This window comes from Streptomyces sp. NBC_01803 (assembly GCF_035917415.1).
Taxonomy (GTDB): domain Bacteria; phylum Actinomycetota; class Actinomycetes; order Streptomycetales; family Streptomycetaceae; genus Streptomyces.
The window spans coordinates 5,239,454-5,253,834 of record NZ_CP109073.1 but is presented as its reverse complement, the minus strand read 5'-3'; the positions used below and the strand labels follow the sequence as shown (position 1 = coordinate 5,253,834).

Genomic DNA, 14,381 nt, shown 5'->3' with positions numbered 1-14,381 from the left:
CAGGCCGCGCAGGGTGACGATGAAGGATGTCGCGCTGCACGCCGGTGTCTCGCGGACCGCCGTGTCGTTCGTCCTCAACGACCGGGCGGACGCCAGCATCTCCGCCGAGGTCAGGCGGCGCATCCTCGACGCCGTCGAGGCGCTGGGGTACCGGCCCGACGCCGGGGCGCGGGCGCTCGCCGCCAAGCGCAGCGACTGGTACGGGCTGATCACCGAAATCGTGACCGCGCCGTTCGCCGTCGACGTCATCAAGGGGGCCCAGGACCGGGCCTGGGCCGACCGCAGGTTCCTCCTCATCGCCTCCGCCGAGGACGGCGCCGAGATGGCGCACGGCGCGATCGACAAGCTGCTGGAGCAGCGCGTCGAGGGGCTGCTCTACGCCACCACCTGGCACCGGGCCGTGCGGCTGCCGGCCGCCGCCCGCGAGGTGCCGACCGTGCTGGTGAACTGCTTCGACGCGGACGGCGAGTTGCCGTCCGTCGTGCCGGACGAGGTGACCGGCGGCCATCGCGCCACCGGGCGGCTGGTCCGGGCGGGTCACGAGCGGATCGGGTTCGTGACCCTGGACCCCGCGATCCCGGCCTCGGTGGGTCGGCGCGAGGGGTACGAACGGGCGCTGCGGGAGGCGGGCATCACGCCCGACCCGGATCTCGTGGTGCCCGGCTACGCCACCGCCGACGGCGGCTACGAGGCGGCGGGCGCGCTGCTCGACCTCCCCAACCGCCCCACCGCCCTGTTCTGCGGCAACGACCGCATGGCCATGGGCGCCTATGACGCCATCAAGGAACGTGGCCTGAAGATCCCCGGTGATGTCGCGGTCGTGGGCTTCGACAACCAGGAGCTCATCGCCGCCTATCTGCGGCCCGCGCTGACGACTGTGGCGCTCCCCTTCGAGGTGATGGGGGCCATGGGCGTCGACATGCTCGCCGCTCTCGCAGCGGGACAGCCGCTCGTCACCAGCCAGGTGACGGTCGACTGCCCACTGCTCGAACGCTCGTCGGTCTGACCGCGAATCAGTCCGGCGAGAAAGGCCCGTAGGGGCAACTCCCCGAAGGGCAACGCCCCTCGGGGCTCTCAACCACATCTTCGACTCGACATGTGTGAAGACAGGAGAGTGAGACCAGTATGCCATCGTCCAGACGCGCCCCATGGCGCCGTCGTGCCGCCGCCGCGGTACTGGCAGCGGGTGCGCTGCTGCTGGCCGGATGCTCCGGATCCGCCTCGGGTGGCGCGTCCGGCGATCAGGTCCTGACCATTCCGCGCGAGGACATGGGCACGTTCTCGCGGAACTTCAATCCGTTCTCGCCGAACGTGGCCCCGATGACGCAGCAGGCTGTGTACGAGTCGATGCTCGTCTACAACCCGGCCGACGGCTCGACCACTCCGTGGCTGGCCACCTCCTGGGAGGCGGCCGAGGACGGGCGCAGCGTGACCTACACCCTCCGCGAGGGGGTGAAGTGGTCGGACGGCGAGCCGTTCACCGCCGAGGACGTGACGTACACGTTCGAGCTGCACCAAGAGCTGCTGGGCGGCTACCCGTATGTGGAGTCGGTGACGGCCGAGGGGGCCGGCGCCGTGCGGTTCGAGTTCAACGAGCCGTTCTCGCCCGGCCTTTACGAGCTGGGGCAGCAGATCATCATTCCCCGGCACATCTGGGAGGGGATCGAGGACCCGGCGAACGACACCAACGGCACGCCCGTCGGCACCGGCCCGTACACCGAAGTGGTCGACTTCCAGGCGCAGTCGTTCCAGCTCGGCAAGAACCCGCACTACTGGCAGCCGGACAAGCAGCGGATCGAGGGCATCCGGCTGCTGGCGTTCGCGGGCAACGACGGCGCCAACCTGGCGACGATCAACGGCGAGGTGGACTGGGCGCAGTCGTTCATCCCGGAGATCGAGGACAGCTTCGTCGGCCGCGATCCGGAGCACCGGCACTACTGGTTCCCGTCGACCGGCTCGATGATCAACTGGCAGCTCAACACGGCCAAGGCGCCGTTCGACGACGTCGACGTCCGCCGGGCGCTGAGCATGGCCATCGACCGGGAGACGATCACCGAGGTCGGGATGAACGGCTACACCGACCCGGCCGACTGCACCGGCCTGTCCGGGAATTACGACACCTGGCGGGCCCAGGCCGTGGTGACGGACTGCGACTGGACGCGGCAGGACGTGGACGAGGCCAACCGCATTCTGGACGAGGCCGGTTACGAGCGGGACGGTGACGGTCGGCGGCGGCTGCCGGACGGTTCGCCGTTCGCCTTCGACATCGCGGTGGGCTCGGCGTCCTCCGACTGGCTGTCGGTGGCGGACATCATCTCGCAGGACCTGGAGCGGATCGGGGTCAGCGCGCGGGTGCAGGCCCGCGACTGGGGCCAGGTGACGGCTGACTACGAGGACGGCAGCTTCGACACGGGCATCGTGTGGAGCAACAACGCGCCGACGCCGTACCAGTTCTACCGGGGAACGATGTCCTCCGGCACGGTGAAGCCGGTCGGCGAGCGGACGCTTGACAATTATCACCGCTTCGCGGACGAGGAGGCGGACGCGCTCCTGGACGAGTTCGCGGCGACGTTCGACGAGGAGGAACAGCGGGCGGTGGCCACCGAGTTGCAGGCCCGCTTCGCCGAACTGGCGCCGGTCGTGCCGCTCTTCCCGGGGCCGGAGTGGGGCGAGTACCTCGACAGCCGGTTCACGGGCTGGCCGACCGAGGACGATCCGTACGCCACGCTGTCCAACCGTTCCCCCACCACCGTGCTGGTCCTGACCTCGCTCCGCCCCGTCACGGACTGAGGAACCCGGCACCGAACGCGGCGCACGGCCGCCCCACCACCCGGCGACGCCACCAGAGCCATGCCGCGGGGCGGCCGTGCCCAGCCCGCATCCCTTCTCGCGTACGAACGAAAGAGGGACCAGTGCGTTTCATCCTGCGCAATCTGGGCTTCTATCTGATCGCCTTCTGGGCCTCCATCACGTTGAACTTCATGCTGCCGCGCTTCATGCCGGGCGATCCGGTGTCGCGCATGTTCGCTCAGTCGCAGGACCAGATGCGGCCGGAGCAGGTCGAGGAGCTGCGCCGACTGTTCGGGCTCGACGACCGGCCGCTGTGGCGGCAGTACCTCTCGTACGTCCACGACGTCTGCACCGGGCAGTTGGGCGTGTCGATCTCGCGCTTCCCGACGCCGGTCTCCGAGGTCATCGGCGCGCAGATCGGCTGGACGCTGCTGCTGGGCGGCACCGCGCTGGTCCTGGCGGCGGTGCTGGGCAATCTGCTGGGCATCGTCGCCGCCTGGCGCCGGGGCGGCCTCGTGGACTCGGTGCTGCCGCCGCTGCTGATCTTCGTCGGATCCTTCCCCTACTTCTGGCTGGCGATGGGCGCGTTGTACCTGTTCGGGCTGACGCTGGGCTGGTTCCCGCTGCGGCACGCCTACGACGTGGGGTTCACGCCGGAGTGGTCGTGGGCGTTCGTCTCCAACGCCGGTTCGCACCTGGTGCTGCCCGCGCTGACCATCGTCGTGGTGTCGGTCGGCGGCTGGATGCTCGGCATGCGCAACACCATGATCGCCACGACGGCCGAGGACTACATCACGATGGCCGAGGCCAAGGGGCTGCGGCCGATGCGGATCATGTTCCGCTACGCCGCCCGCAACGCCCTGCTGCCGTCGGTGACGAACCTCGGGATGGCGCTGGGCTTCATCGTCGGCGGCGCGCTGCTGACGGAGGTCGTCTTCGCCTATCCGGGCGTCGGCTATCAGCTCCTGTCCGCCGTGCAGGGCCTGGACTACCCGCTGATGCAAGGGATCTTCCTCACCATCACGGCCTCCGTGCTGTTCGCGAACTTCGTCGTCGATCTCGTCTACGTCCGTCTCGACCCGCGCGTGCGCGTGGGCTGACGCGGAGAGTTGGGAGTGCTCCTGATGTCTGTCACGGATCCCGGCCGCACGGCGGCCGGCGCGACCCCGGCCGGGGTCATCACCGGACCCCCCGGCCGCCCGGTGCCACCTCCGATACCCCGGGCGGCCGGGGCCCGGCCGCCGCGCCGCGGGCTGCTGGCCGGGCTGCGGCGCAGTCGGAAGGCGACGGCCGGCGCGGCGCTGCTGCTGCTCTTCGTCGCGCTGGCGCTGCTGGCGCCGGTGCTGTCGCCCGGCGACCCGTCGCTGATCGGGTCGGGCGGCGCGGCCGAGCCGCCGTCGGCCGGCCACCTGCTGGGCACCACGGCCAAGGGGCAGGACGTGCTGGGGCTGACGCTGTGGGGTGCGCGCAGCTCGCTGTTCGTCGGTTTCACGGTGGGGGCCGCCGCCACGCTGCTGGGGGTGGTGGTCGGCATGTCGGGGGCGTACTTCGGCCGGTTCGTGGACGGCTTCCTGTCGTTGCTCACCAATGTGTTCCTGCTGCTGCCGGGGCTGCCTCTGCTGGTGATCCTGGCCGCGTTCCTGCCGCCGGGGACCGGCACGGTCATCGTGGTGCTGATCATCACGGGCTGGGCCGGCTCGGCGCGGGTGATCCGTTCGCAGGCGCTGTCGATCCGGGGCAAGGACTATGTCGCGGCGGCGGTGGTCACCGGGGAGCGGGCGCCGTGGATCATGTTCCGCGAGATCCTGCCGAACATGGCGTCGGTCGTGATGACGACGTTCCTCGGCTGCGTGATCTTCGGCATCGGCGCCCAGGCCGGACTGGAGTTCCTGGGGCTGGGCGATGTCAGCGTGGTGAGCTGGGGCACGAATCTTTACTGGGCCGGCAACGACGGCGCCCTGATGACGGGTGCCTGGTGGGTGTTCGTGCCGTCCGGCGTCTGCATCGCGCTCGTCGCGTTCGCGCTGGCGATGGTCAACTACGCGATCGACGAGATCACCAACCCCCGCCTGCGGACCACGGGTCGCGGCCTTTCCCGTCGCGGCAAGGAGGGCTGAGCCATGGTCCGTCCGAGTGGCGAGGCCGCCGGGTCCGCCGCGCCTCCGGTGCTGGAGGTGCGCGATCTGCGGGTGACGTATCCGGGGCGCGAGCGGTCCGTCGTCGCCGTCGACCGGGTGTCGTTCTCCATCGGGCCCGGCGAGGTGCTGGGGCTCGCGGGCGAGTCCGGCAGCGGCAAGTCCACCATCGCCAACGCCGTGCTGCGGCTGCTCCGGCCGCCGGCCGAGATGAGCGCCGGGGCGCTGCGCTTCAAGGGGCGTGACGTGCCGGCGATGTCGCCGCGCGAGCTGCGCGCGTTCCGGTGGCGGGAGGTGGCCATGGTGTTCCAGAGCGCCATGAACGCCCTGAACCCGGTGCTGACCGTCGGCGAACAGATCGCCGACGTCTTCACCACCCACGAGGGACTGAAACGACGTCAGGCGTATGAGCGGGCCGGTGAGTTGCTGGAGCTGGTGTCCCTTCCCCGCGCCCGGCTCGCGGCCTATCCGCATCAGCTCTCCGGCGGCATGCGGCAGCGGGTCGTGATCGCGATGGCGGTCGCGCTGCGGCCGTCGCTGCTGATCATGGACGAGCCGACGACCGCGCTGGACGTGGTCGTGCAGCAGGAGATCATGGCGCAGATCGCCGGGCTCCAGCGCGAGTTGGGGTTCTCGGTGCTGTTCATCACCCACGACATGTCGCTCATGGTCGAACTCTCCGACCGCATCGGCGTGATGTACGGCGGGCGGCTGGTGGAGCTGGCGGACGCCGGGGAGTTGTTCGCCCGGCCCCGCCATCCGTACACCGCCTCGCTCATCGACGCCTTCCCGCCGCTGACCGGCCCGCGCCGGGGGCTGAGCGAGCTGAGCGAGGCCGAACGGGTGGTGGACGGCGTCGTGGTCGGCTGCGGATTCCACGCGCGCTGCCCGGCGGACCGCGCCAACTGCTCGTTCGCCATTCCCGATCTCCGCGAGGCGGCCCCGGGCCACTGGGTGGCCGAGGTGCCCGTGGACCAGCAGGAAGGAGCGGCGAGATGACCGGCGAGATCACCAGCGAGCCGATCGTCAGCGTCCGCGCGCTGACCAAGGAGTTCGCGACGGGAACGGCGTTCTCCCGGCGTCGGGTGAGGGCGCTGAACGCGGTCGACCTCGACATCCCGCGCGGCCGGATCGTCGCGCTGGTGGGCGAGTCGGGCAGCGGCAAGAGCACCATCGCCCGCTGCCTGGCCCGGCTCGAACAGCCCACCTCCGGGCAGCTCCTGGTGGACGGCGAGGACGTGCTGCGCACCGAGCGGCGGCGCGCGTCGCGCCGGTACCGGGGCAAGGTGCAGATGGTGTTCCAGGACCCGTTCGGGTCGCTCAACCCGGTGCACCGCGTCGCGCACTTCCTCACCCGGGCCCTTCTCGTGCACCGCCGGGTGGCCCGCGACTCGGACGAGATCCGGGCCGCCCTGGTCGAGTTGATGAGGACGGTGGGCCTGACGCCGGAGCTGCTGGACGCCTATCCGCACGAACTGTCGGGCGGGCAACGGCAGCGCGTCGCCATCGCCCGCGCGCTGGCGGTCCAGCCGGACGTCATCCTGGCGGACGAGCCGACGTCGATGCTCGACGTGTCGGTCCGCGTCGGCGTCCTCAACCTGATGCGCGGGCTGCGCGACCGGCGTGGCATCTCCATGCTCTACATCACGCACGACCTGGCCTCGGCCCGGTATGTCGCGGACGCCACCACCGTGCTGTTCGCGGGCGAGACCGTGGAGGGCGGGGACGCCCTGGCGCTGATGGACCGCCCGGCCCACCCGTACACCCGGCTGCTGCTGTCGGCCGTGCCCGACCCGACGCGCACCGACGGCTTCGCCCCGGCCGAACGCGCCCGGATACGCGCCGCCGTGCTGACCCCGACGGACTGCCCGTACGACGGCGACCCCGACCAGCCGTGCAGCCGCGGGAAGCCCGTGCGGCACGTGGTCGGCATCGACGACGGCACGCCGCACTGGGTGCGCTGCCACCTTTACGCACCCGCCTCGCCCGCCCTGGCCACCGCCCTCAAGGAGGCCACCGCTCTCAAGGAAATCGAGACCCCGCACCGATGACGCACGATGCGACTCTGCCGCCCCCGTTGACCCCGTCGACCGAACCGGACCTGGCCGAACGCGCCGAACGCGACCCGCACCGGCCGCGCTTCCACTTCACCGCGCCCGGCGGCTGGCTCAACGACCCGAACGGGCTCGCCCATTGGGCGGGCACCTACCACCTCTTCTACCAGTACAACCCGCACGCGCCCGTCCACAGCCGCATCCACTGGGGCCACGCCACCAGCCGCGACCTGGTGACCTGGACGGACGAGCCGGTCGCGCTGGTCCCCGGCGACGCCGGTCCGGACGCCGACGGCTGCTGGTCGGGGGTCCTGGTGGACGACGGCGGCGTGCCCACCCTGGTGTACTCGGGCCGCCATGACGAGCGGGAACTGCCGTGCGTGGCGGTCGGCAGCCCGGACCTGCGGACCTGGCGCAAGGACCCGGCCAACCCGGTGATCGCCGCCCCGCCCGCCGGGGACGTCACCGGCTTCCGCGACCACTGCGTGTGGCGCGAGGACAGCGGCCTCTGGCGGCAGTTGATCGGCTCGGGCCTCAAGGGCTCCGGCGGCGCCGCCCTGTTGTACGAGTCGGACGACCTGCGGAGCTGGCGTTACGTCGGCCCGCTGCTCACCGGCTACGCGCGGGCCGGCCGGCCCGGCGACCCGGACTGGGCGGGCACGATGTGGGAGTGCGTGGACCTGTTCCGGCTCGGCGAGAAGCCGGGCGCGGACGTCCCGCCGGGCGCAGACGTACCGGCGGGCGCGGACGTGCGGGCAGGCGCGGACGTACTGCCGGGCGCAGACGTACCGGCGGGCGCGGACGTGCGGGCAGGCGCAGACGTACGGGCAGGCGCAGACGTACCGGCGGGCGCAGACGTACCGGCGGGCGCGGAAGTGCGGGCAGGCGCGGATGGGCCGACTGGCACGGATGGGCCGGCTGGCACGGATGGGCCGGCTGGCACGGATGGGTCGGCGGGCACGGACGTACTGCCGGGCGCAGACGTACCGGCGGGCGCGGAAGTGCGGGCAGGCGCGGACGTACCGCCGGGCGCAGACGTACCGGCGGACACGGACAGACCGACGGGCACGGACATACAGACGGACACGAACATACGGGCAGGCGCGGACGTACCGCCGGACGCGGATGGGCCGGCGGGCACGGATGGGTCGGCGGGCTCGGACGTGTTGGTCTTCTCGGCCTGGCACGAGGGCGTCACCCACCATCCGCTGTACTTCACCGGCCGGTACGCGGGCGACACGTTCACCCCGACCGGTCTGCACCGACTCGACTACGGGCAGCGGCACTTCTACGCCCCGCAGTCCTTCCGCGACGCCGCCGGACGGCGGATCATGATCGGCTGGCTCCAGGAGGGGCGCGCGGAGGGCGAGTCGGTGGCGGCCGGCTGGTCGGGCGCGCTGTCCCTGCCCCGGCTGGTCACCCTCGGCACGGACGGCCTGCTGTTCCAGCGGCCGGTCCCCGAGGTGGACGCGCTGCGCCGGGACCACACCGCCGTCGGCGCGTTCCGGCTCGCCGATGGCGAACACCTCACGTTCGACCGCGTCTGCGGAGACCAGCTCGACCTGGAGCTGACCCTCCGCCTCGGCCCCGGGGCCATCGCGCGGGTGACGGTCCGCGCGACCCCGGACGGCGCGGAGCGTACCGTCATCGAGATCGAGCGCGGCCACGCCCGGGACGGCGGGCGCGGCACGCTCAGGCTCCTGCGCGAGGCCAGCAGCCTCGACCCGACCGTGGACACCCAGGAGCGGCACGGCGACATCCCCCTCGGCCCCGGCGGAACCGTCGAGGTCAGGGTGCTGGTCGACCACTCCGCGCTGGAGGTGTTCGCAGCCGGCCGCGCGCTGACGTCGCGCGTCTACCCGACCCGCCCCGACGCGCTCGGCGTCGGCTTCGGCGCCACGCAGGGGATGGTGGCGGTGGAGCGACTCGACGCCTGGCGCATGGGCGACATCTGGGACGGCGCCGCGCGCCCGCTGTGGCCCTAGGGCCTCCGGGCCCCGCGGCCCCGTACCCGTGCGGCGCGGGGCCTTGACCACCCCCACCAGTCACTGCCAGGAGGCAGTCATGAACAACCGAAGGCCGCCCGCCACCGTTGCGAGAACGGCGCGGGCGCGAGCCGTGGCCCTCCTCCTCTCCCTGTCCCTCTCCCTGCCGCTCACCCTGACCGCCGCTCCCCCGGCCGCCGCCGACCCGGTCAGCCCGCTGGCCGACGCCCCCAGCCCCATCCCCGACCCGGTCGGCCGCACCGGCGCCTGGACCCGCACCGACGACGGCGGGCAGCGGGCCGTCAGCGGCCACGAGGAGAACGCGCTCGCGCTCTCCGAGCAGCGGATCGGCGCCAACGCGGTCTACTCGGCCCCGGTCACGGTCGCCGCCGACAGCCCGTACGCGGTCGGCTCACTGGTGATCCGGGCGACGTCCGACGGCGTCGGCGGCTACGCGGCGGGCATCGACCCGAACCTCGACCGGGTGCGGCTGTTCGACCTCGCGACCGGCCGCGATCTCGCGCCGCCCGCGGCGTTCCCCGCCTCCCCCGGCACCACGTACCAGCTGCGGATCGCCGCCGACGGACCCGCCCTGCGGGTCTGGGTGGACGGCACGCAGATCATCGAGGCGACCGACACCCGGTACCAGGCGGGCGTGGCCGGGCTGCACGCCTACAACGGCACGGTCGTCTTCGGCGCGCCCGGCCTGCGCGCCGTCGACACCAACCTCGACGGCTGGCACACCGAGGGCGCCTGGTCCGCGACCGCGACCGGCTGGCGCGGCCAGGCCCCGGCGGACGGCCATGTCCGGGCGGTGGCGGCGACCCGGGCCCACGACACCGCGCTCCGGGCCGATCTGACCGTGCGTGATCCCTACGCGGTCGCCGCGCTGCTGGTCCGCGCGGGCGCCGACGGGCGGTCCGGGTACGCCGTACAGGCCGATCCGAACCTGGACCGGCTGCGTCTGTACCGGATCGAGGACGACCACACGCTCGGCACGTTCAGCACCCCGATCACGCCCGGCGAGGTCTACCGGCTGCGCGTCGAGGCGGACGGCCCCCGGCTGCGCGTGTACTGGCAGACGGACTTCCTGCGCCCGGACGGCTGGGCGCCGGTGATCTCGGCCGAGGACACCGCGCACACCGCCGGCCACCTCGGCGTGCAGTCCTACAACGGCGGCGCCTCGTTCGACGCGATCACGGCCGACGATCTGGAGACGGACCTCCAGGGCTGGTCGGCGACGGCCGGGAGCTGGGAGCCCGATCTGCTCGGCACGCGCGGCCAGGCCGCCGCGTCCGCCGCCGCGCTGCGTACCGCGCCCCTCGCGGGCGCCGACGCGGTGATCCAGGCCGACGTCATCCCGGCGACCGGCACGGCGGGTGTGGTCTTCCGCGCCGGGGCGGGCGGCTCGGGCGGGTACGAGCTGCGGCTGGACCGCGCCGGGTACCGGGTGCGGCTGCTGGACCGGGCGTCCGGCACCGAGCTGGCGAGCGCCGAGCCGCCGGTCCGCGCGCTGCGCGCGGGCGTGCCGTACCGGGTGGAGCTGCGGCTGACCGGCTCGGCCCTGCGGGCGTTCGTGGACGGCGCCGAGGTGTTCGACCGGTCCGTGGGCGCGGGGGCGGGCACGTCCCTGGGCCTGGCGGTCGGCGCGGGCGGCACGGCGTACTTCGACAACGTGCTGGCCTCGGCGCCCGAGGAGCACTACACCGAGCCCTACCGGCCCTCGTACCACTACTCGCAGCGGACGGGGAACGCGAGCGACCCCAACGGGCTGGTGTACTACGAGGGCGAGTACCACCTGTTCCACCAGGACCTCGGCCGCTGGGCGCACGCGGTGAGCACCGACCTCACGCACTGGCGGTCGCTGCCGATCGCGCTGCCGGAGTCCCCGGCCGGATACGCCTGGTCGGGCTCGGCGGTGGTGGACGCGGCCGACGCCTCGGGGCTGTTCGGCGGCGGCTCCGGCCTGGTGGCGTTCCACACGAGCTACGACCCGGACGCCGCGGGCGGCAACCAGGACGTGCACGTGGCGTTCAGCCGCGACCGGGGCCGCTCCTGGGAGTGGCACGACGGCGGGCCCGTGGTCGAGAACCCCGGTGGCCCGGAGGGGAATTGGGACTTCCGCGATCCGAAGGTGGTGTGGGACGCCGAGCGCGGCCGGTGGGTCATGGTCGTCGCGGGCGGTGACCACGTCAGGTTCTTCACCTCCACCGATCTGCTGGACTGGACGTACGCCAGCTCGTTCGGCTACGGCGCCTACGTCACGGGCGGGACCTGGGAGTGCCCGGACTTCTTCCCGCTGCCGGTGGACGGCGACCCGGCGCGCGTGCGGTGGGCGCTGATGCTGTCCACCGGCCCGGCCCGGCACACGGACGGCTCGGCCGCCGAGTACTTCGTCGGCGCCTGGGACGGGGAGCGGTTCACCAGCGAGACCCCGGCGGGGACGCCGCTGCGTGCCGACTTCGGCCGGGACTTCTACGCGGCGATGTCGTTCTCCGGCCTGCCCGACGAACGCCGGGTGTGGCTGGGCTGGATGAGCAACTGGGATTACGGCTTCAGCGCCCCGACCGAGCCGTGGCACGGCAACCTGAGCGTGCCGCGCGAGCTGTCGCTGACCGAGGTGCCGGGCGTCGGCCCGCGCCTGATCCAGCGGCCGGTGCCCGAGCTGGACTCGCTGCGCGGCTCGGTGACATCCCGGGAGAACGTGACGGTCGGCCCCGGCTCGCCGGATCCGCTGGCCGGGGTGACCGGCTCGGCCGTGGAAATCACCGCCGAGGTGGCGCTGCCCGCCACGGGCGCGGCGAGCGAACTCGCCCTCGCGGTCCGGTCCGGTGACGCGCACCGCACGGTCGTCGGCTACGACGTGGCCGGGGAGCGGATGTTCGTGGACCGGTCGGACTCGGGACGGACGGACTTCACCGAGCACTTCGCGGGCCGCACCTACGCGCCGCTGGCGACGGAGACGGTCGGCGGCGAACGCCGGGTGAAACTACGGGTCTTCGTGGACGCGGGGTCCGTGGAGGCGTTCGGCGGGGACGGCCGGGCGGCGATCTCCAGCCTGGTGTTCCCCGACCCGGGCGACACCGGCATGTCGTTCACCGCGAACGGCGGTTCGGCCCGGATCATCTCTCTGACGGTGCATCAGCTCGACAGTGTCTTCCGCGTCGGGCAGTGGGCCAACGCGCCGCTGTCCGCGGAGCCGGACGGCACGTTCCGCACCGACCTCGGGGAGCTGACGGTCACCCCCAATGGCCGCTGGACACCGGGCGGTTCGGGGCTCGCGGGCGAGTTCGACCGGGACACCACCGCCGTCTCGGCACGGACGCTGAGCGATACGGATCTGCGCGCCTCGGTCCATCTCGACGGCGGCGCGGCCTCGTTGGTCCTGCGGGCCTCGGCGGACGGCTCGGACGGCTACTACGTGAACCTCGACCCGAATCTGCGAGTGGTGCGCCTGATCCGGAAGACGGACGGCACGTTCGACGACTCGGGGGTGCTGGCCGAGGTCCCTGCCCTGGTCCGGCACGACACCACGTACGCGGTGCGGGTGCTGGCCGAGGGCTCGCGCGTCCGGGTGTTCCTCGACGGCGAGCAGGTCATCGACGCGACGGACGGCACGTACCCGGCCGGCCACGTGGGCCTGAACGTCTTCGGCGGCCGGGCGGCCTACCAGGACGCCTACGCGACGGAGCCGTCATGACGTAGCGGCGCGGGGGTCACCGGTCCTGGAGGTCCTGGTACTCGGGGTGGCGCCTCAGCCACCCCGAGATGAACGGGCAGCTCACCCGCACCCGCAGGTCGCGCTCGCGGGCGTCCTCCAGGGCGGTCCTCGCGAGGGCACCGCCGATGCCCTCGCCCTCGTGGTCGGGCCGCACCTCCGTGTGCGAGTACTCCACGACGCTTCCGGTGCGGGCGTAGTCGGCGAAGCCCGTGAGCTCCTCGCCGATCCACGCCTCGAAACGGGCGGCGTCCGTATTGTCCCGGACCGATACCGTTGCGCTCATGATGTCCATCCTGGCCCGTCCCGGGCCGCCCCGCACTCCGACGGGGCGGTCCGGGCGGCCCCGGGCGGCCGGGGACAGCCGGGGACCGGCCCCGGGACGGTCAGGCGCCGCGTTCCGCCAGCATGTCGGCCATGAGCTGGATCTCCGATCCCTGGGCGCGGACCATGCCCGCCGCGAGGTTGGTGATCTCGTCGCCGCCGGCCCGCTCGACCGCCGCCTCGGCCATCTGGACGCCGCCGCGGTGGTGCTCGGTCATCAGCCGGAGATAGAGCACCTCCGCGTCCCGCCCCTCGGCGGCGCGCAGCTCGTCCAGCTCCTCGTCGGTCGCCATGCCGGGCATCGCCGCGGCCCCCGCACCGTGACCGTGCGCGCCGGCCGTGCCCTCGCCGCCGTCCGCGCCGTCCATCCACCTCATCGGCTCGGACGTGCTCTTGGGGACGCCCCAGGTCTCCAGCCAGCCCAGCATCATGCCGCGCTGATTGGCCTGGGTGTTGATGATGTCGTACGCCAGCAGCCGCACCGCCTCGTCGTCGGTGCGGTCGCGGACGAGGAACGACATCTCGACGGCCTGCTGATGGTGGACGGCCATGTCGCGGGCGAACCCGACGTCGGCGGAGCCCTCCCCGGGCGGGTCCACGTCCGCCGAGGACGACGGGGCGAGGACGGTGAGCGCGATCAGGACGGCCGCGACCGCCCCGATCGCGGCGCTGCCCGCCAGGAGCAGGCGCCGCCCGGTCATTCGGCGCGTCCGCCGCCGCAGGCCGCCCCGGGCTCGGGGGTCTGGGCGCCCTGGACGTAGGTCTCGAAGAACGTCGCGACCCGCTCGTCCGAGGCGCTGTCCAGCGCGAGCTGGTGGCCCCAGGCGGTGAGCACGATCGGGGACTCCTGGGCGGGCTTGGGACTCATCAGGGAGTACGAGGTGGCGGAGACCCGCTCGGCGAGGGCCTGGATGTCGGCGTCGGCCGCGGCCTCGTTGTAGGTGACCCACACAGCGCCGTGCTCCAGGGAGTGGACGGCGTTCTCGTCCGGTATCTCGTCCTCGTAGACGTCCGCGTCGCAGTTCATCCAGATCGAGCTGTGGTCGCCGCCGACAGGCGGGTCCATCGGGTAGTCGACGTCGGTCTCGACGTGCTTCTGGGTCAGGCCGGACCAGGTCTGCTCGCCGCGGATGTCGGAGGAGGCGGACGGGTTCGCCTGCGGGCCGTTCTCCTCGTCGTCATCGTCGGCCCCCGCCAGGAGCACGGTCGCGCCCCCGACCAGCGCGGCGACGACGACCGCGCTGGCGATGATGGCGATCAGGCGGTTGCGACGGTCGTGGGCGCGTTCCTTGCGGCGGGCCTCTTCGATCTTGGCCCGGCGGGCGGCGAGGTTCTGCTGCTTGGTCGGCTTGCTGGGCTTGGCGGCGGCCATGGG

At 72.8% G+C, this 14,381-nt stretch carries 11 protein-coding genes; 8 read left to right on the top strand and 3 right to left on the bottom strand.

Translation table 11 applies throughout. From position 1 onward, the window contains the following. Window positions 1–19: 19 nt before the first annotated feature. The 8 genes from OIE51_RS23950 to OIE51_RS23915 all read left to right on the top strand — a co-directional run bounded on the left by OIE51_RS23950 (window position 20) and on the right by OIE51_RS23915 (window position 12,664). Window positions 20–1,006: a LacI family DNA-binding transcriptional regulator gene (locus OIE51_RS23950; protein ID WP_326600773.1), complete on the top strand. Its 987-nt coding sequence runs from the start codon at window positions 20–22 to the stop codon at window positions 1,004–1,006. A 119-nt stretch (window positions 1,007–1,125) separates the two neighbouring features. Beyond that, window positions 1,126–2,790 carry an ABC transporter substrate-binding protein gene (locus OIE51_RS23945; RefSeq protein WP_326599861.1) on the top strand — a complete coding sequence of 555 codons (1,665 nt, stop codon included), beginning with the start codon at window positions 1,126–1,128 and terminating at the stop codon, window positions 2,788–2,790. Between the two features lie 122 nt (window positions 2,791–2,912). Continuing rightward, window positions 2,913–3,890, top strand: coding sequence for an ABC transporter permease (locus OIE51_RS23940; RefSeq protein ID WP_326599860.1), 978 nt, complete (start codon window positions 2,913–2,915; stop codon window positions 3,888–3,890). Window positions 3,891–3,914: 24 nt separating this feature from the next. Then, the gene (locus OIE51_RS23935) at window positions 3,915–4,907 is read left to right on the top strand and encodes an ABC transporter permease (RefSeq protein ID WP_326599859.1); all 993 of its coding nucleotides are present in this window, start codon (window positions 3,915–3,917) and stop codon (window positions 4,905–4,907) included. A gap of 3 nt (window positions 4,908–4,910) precedes the next feature. Continuing rightward, entirely contained in the window at window positions 4,911–5,924 is a 1,014-nt protein-coding gene (locus tag OIE51_RS23930; protein ID WP_326599858.1) for an ABC transporter ATP-binding protein, read from the top strand. Further along, window positions 5,921–6,976 carry an ABC transporter ATP-binding protein gene (locus tag OIE51_RS23925; RefSeq protein ID WP_326599857.1) on the top strand — a complete coding sequence of 352 codons (1,056 nt, stop codon included), beginning with the start codon at window positions 5,921–5,923 and terminating at the stop codon, window positions 6,974–6,976. The genes OIE51_RS23930 and OIE51_RS23925 overlap by 4 nt, the downstream gene beginning before the upstream one ends. Beyond that, window positions 6,973–8,964, top strand: a complete 1,992-nt coding sequence (locus OIE51_RS23920; protein WP_326599856.1) for a GH32 C-terminal domain-containing protein — start codon at window positions 6,973–6,975, stop codon at window positions 8,962–8,964. Before OIE51_RS23925 ends, OIE51_RS23920 begins: the two co-directional genes overlap by 4 nt. A gap of 79 nt (window positions 8,965–9,043) precedes the next feature. After that, on the top strand, window positions 9,044–12,664 hold the full coding sequence (locus OIE51_RS23915; protein ID WP_326599855.1) for a glycoside hydrolase family 32 protein: 3,621 nt from the start codon (window positions 9,044–9,046) through the stop codon (window positions 12,662–12,664). A 16-nt stretch (window positions 12,665–12,680) separates the two neighbouring features. Here OIE51_RS23915 and OIE51_RS23910 read toward each other — a convergent pair whose 3' ends face one another. The 3 genes from OIE51_RS23910 to OIE51_RS23900 form a co-directional block, all read right to left on the bottom strand. Next, window positions 12,681–12,968, bottom strand: a complete 288-nt coding sequence (locus tag OIE51_RS23910; protein ID WP_326599854.1) for a GNAT family N-acetyltransferase — start codon at window positions 12,966–12,968, stop codon at window positions 12,681–12,683. A 100-nt stretch (window positions 12,969–13,068) separates the two neighbouring features. Next, a complete protein-coding gene (locus OIE51_RS23905; protein ID WP_326599853.1) occupies window positions 13,069–13,707 on the bottom strand; it encodes a DUF305 domain-containing protein in 639 nt (212 codons plus the stop codon). Beyond that, window positions 13,704–14,378: a DUF3105 domain-containing protein gene (locus OIE51_RS23900; protein ID WP_326599852.1), complete on the bottom strand. Its 675-nt coding sequence runs from the start codon at window positions 14,376–14,378 to the stop codon at window positions 13,704–13,706. Before OIE51_RS23900 ends, OIE51_RS23905 begins: the two co-directional genes overlap by 4 nt. Window positions 14,379–14,381: the final 3 nt, after the last annotated feature.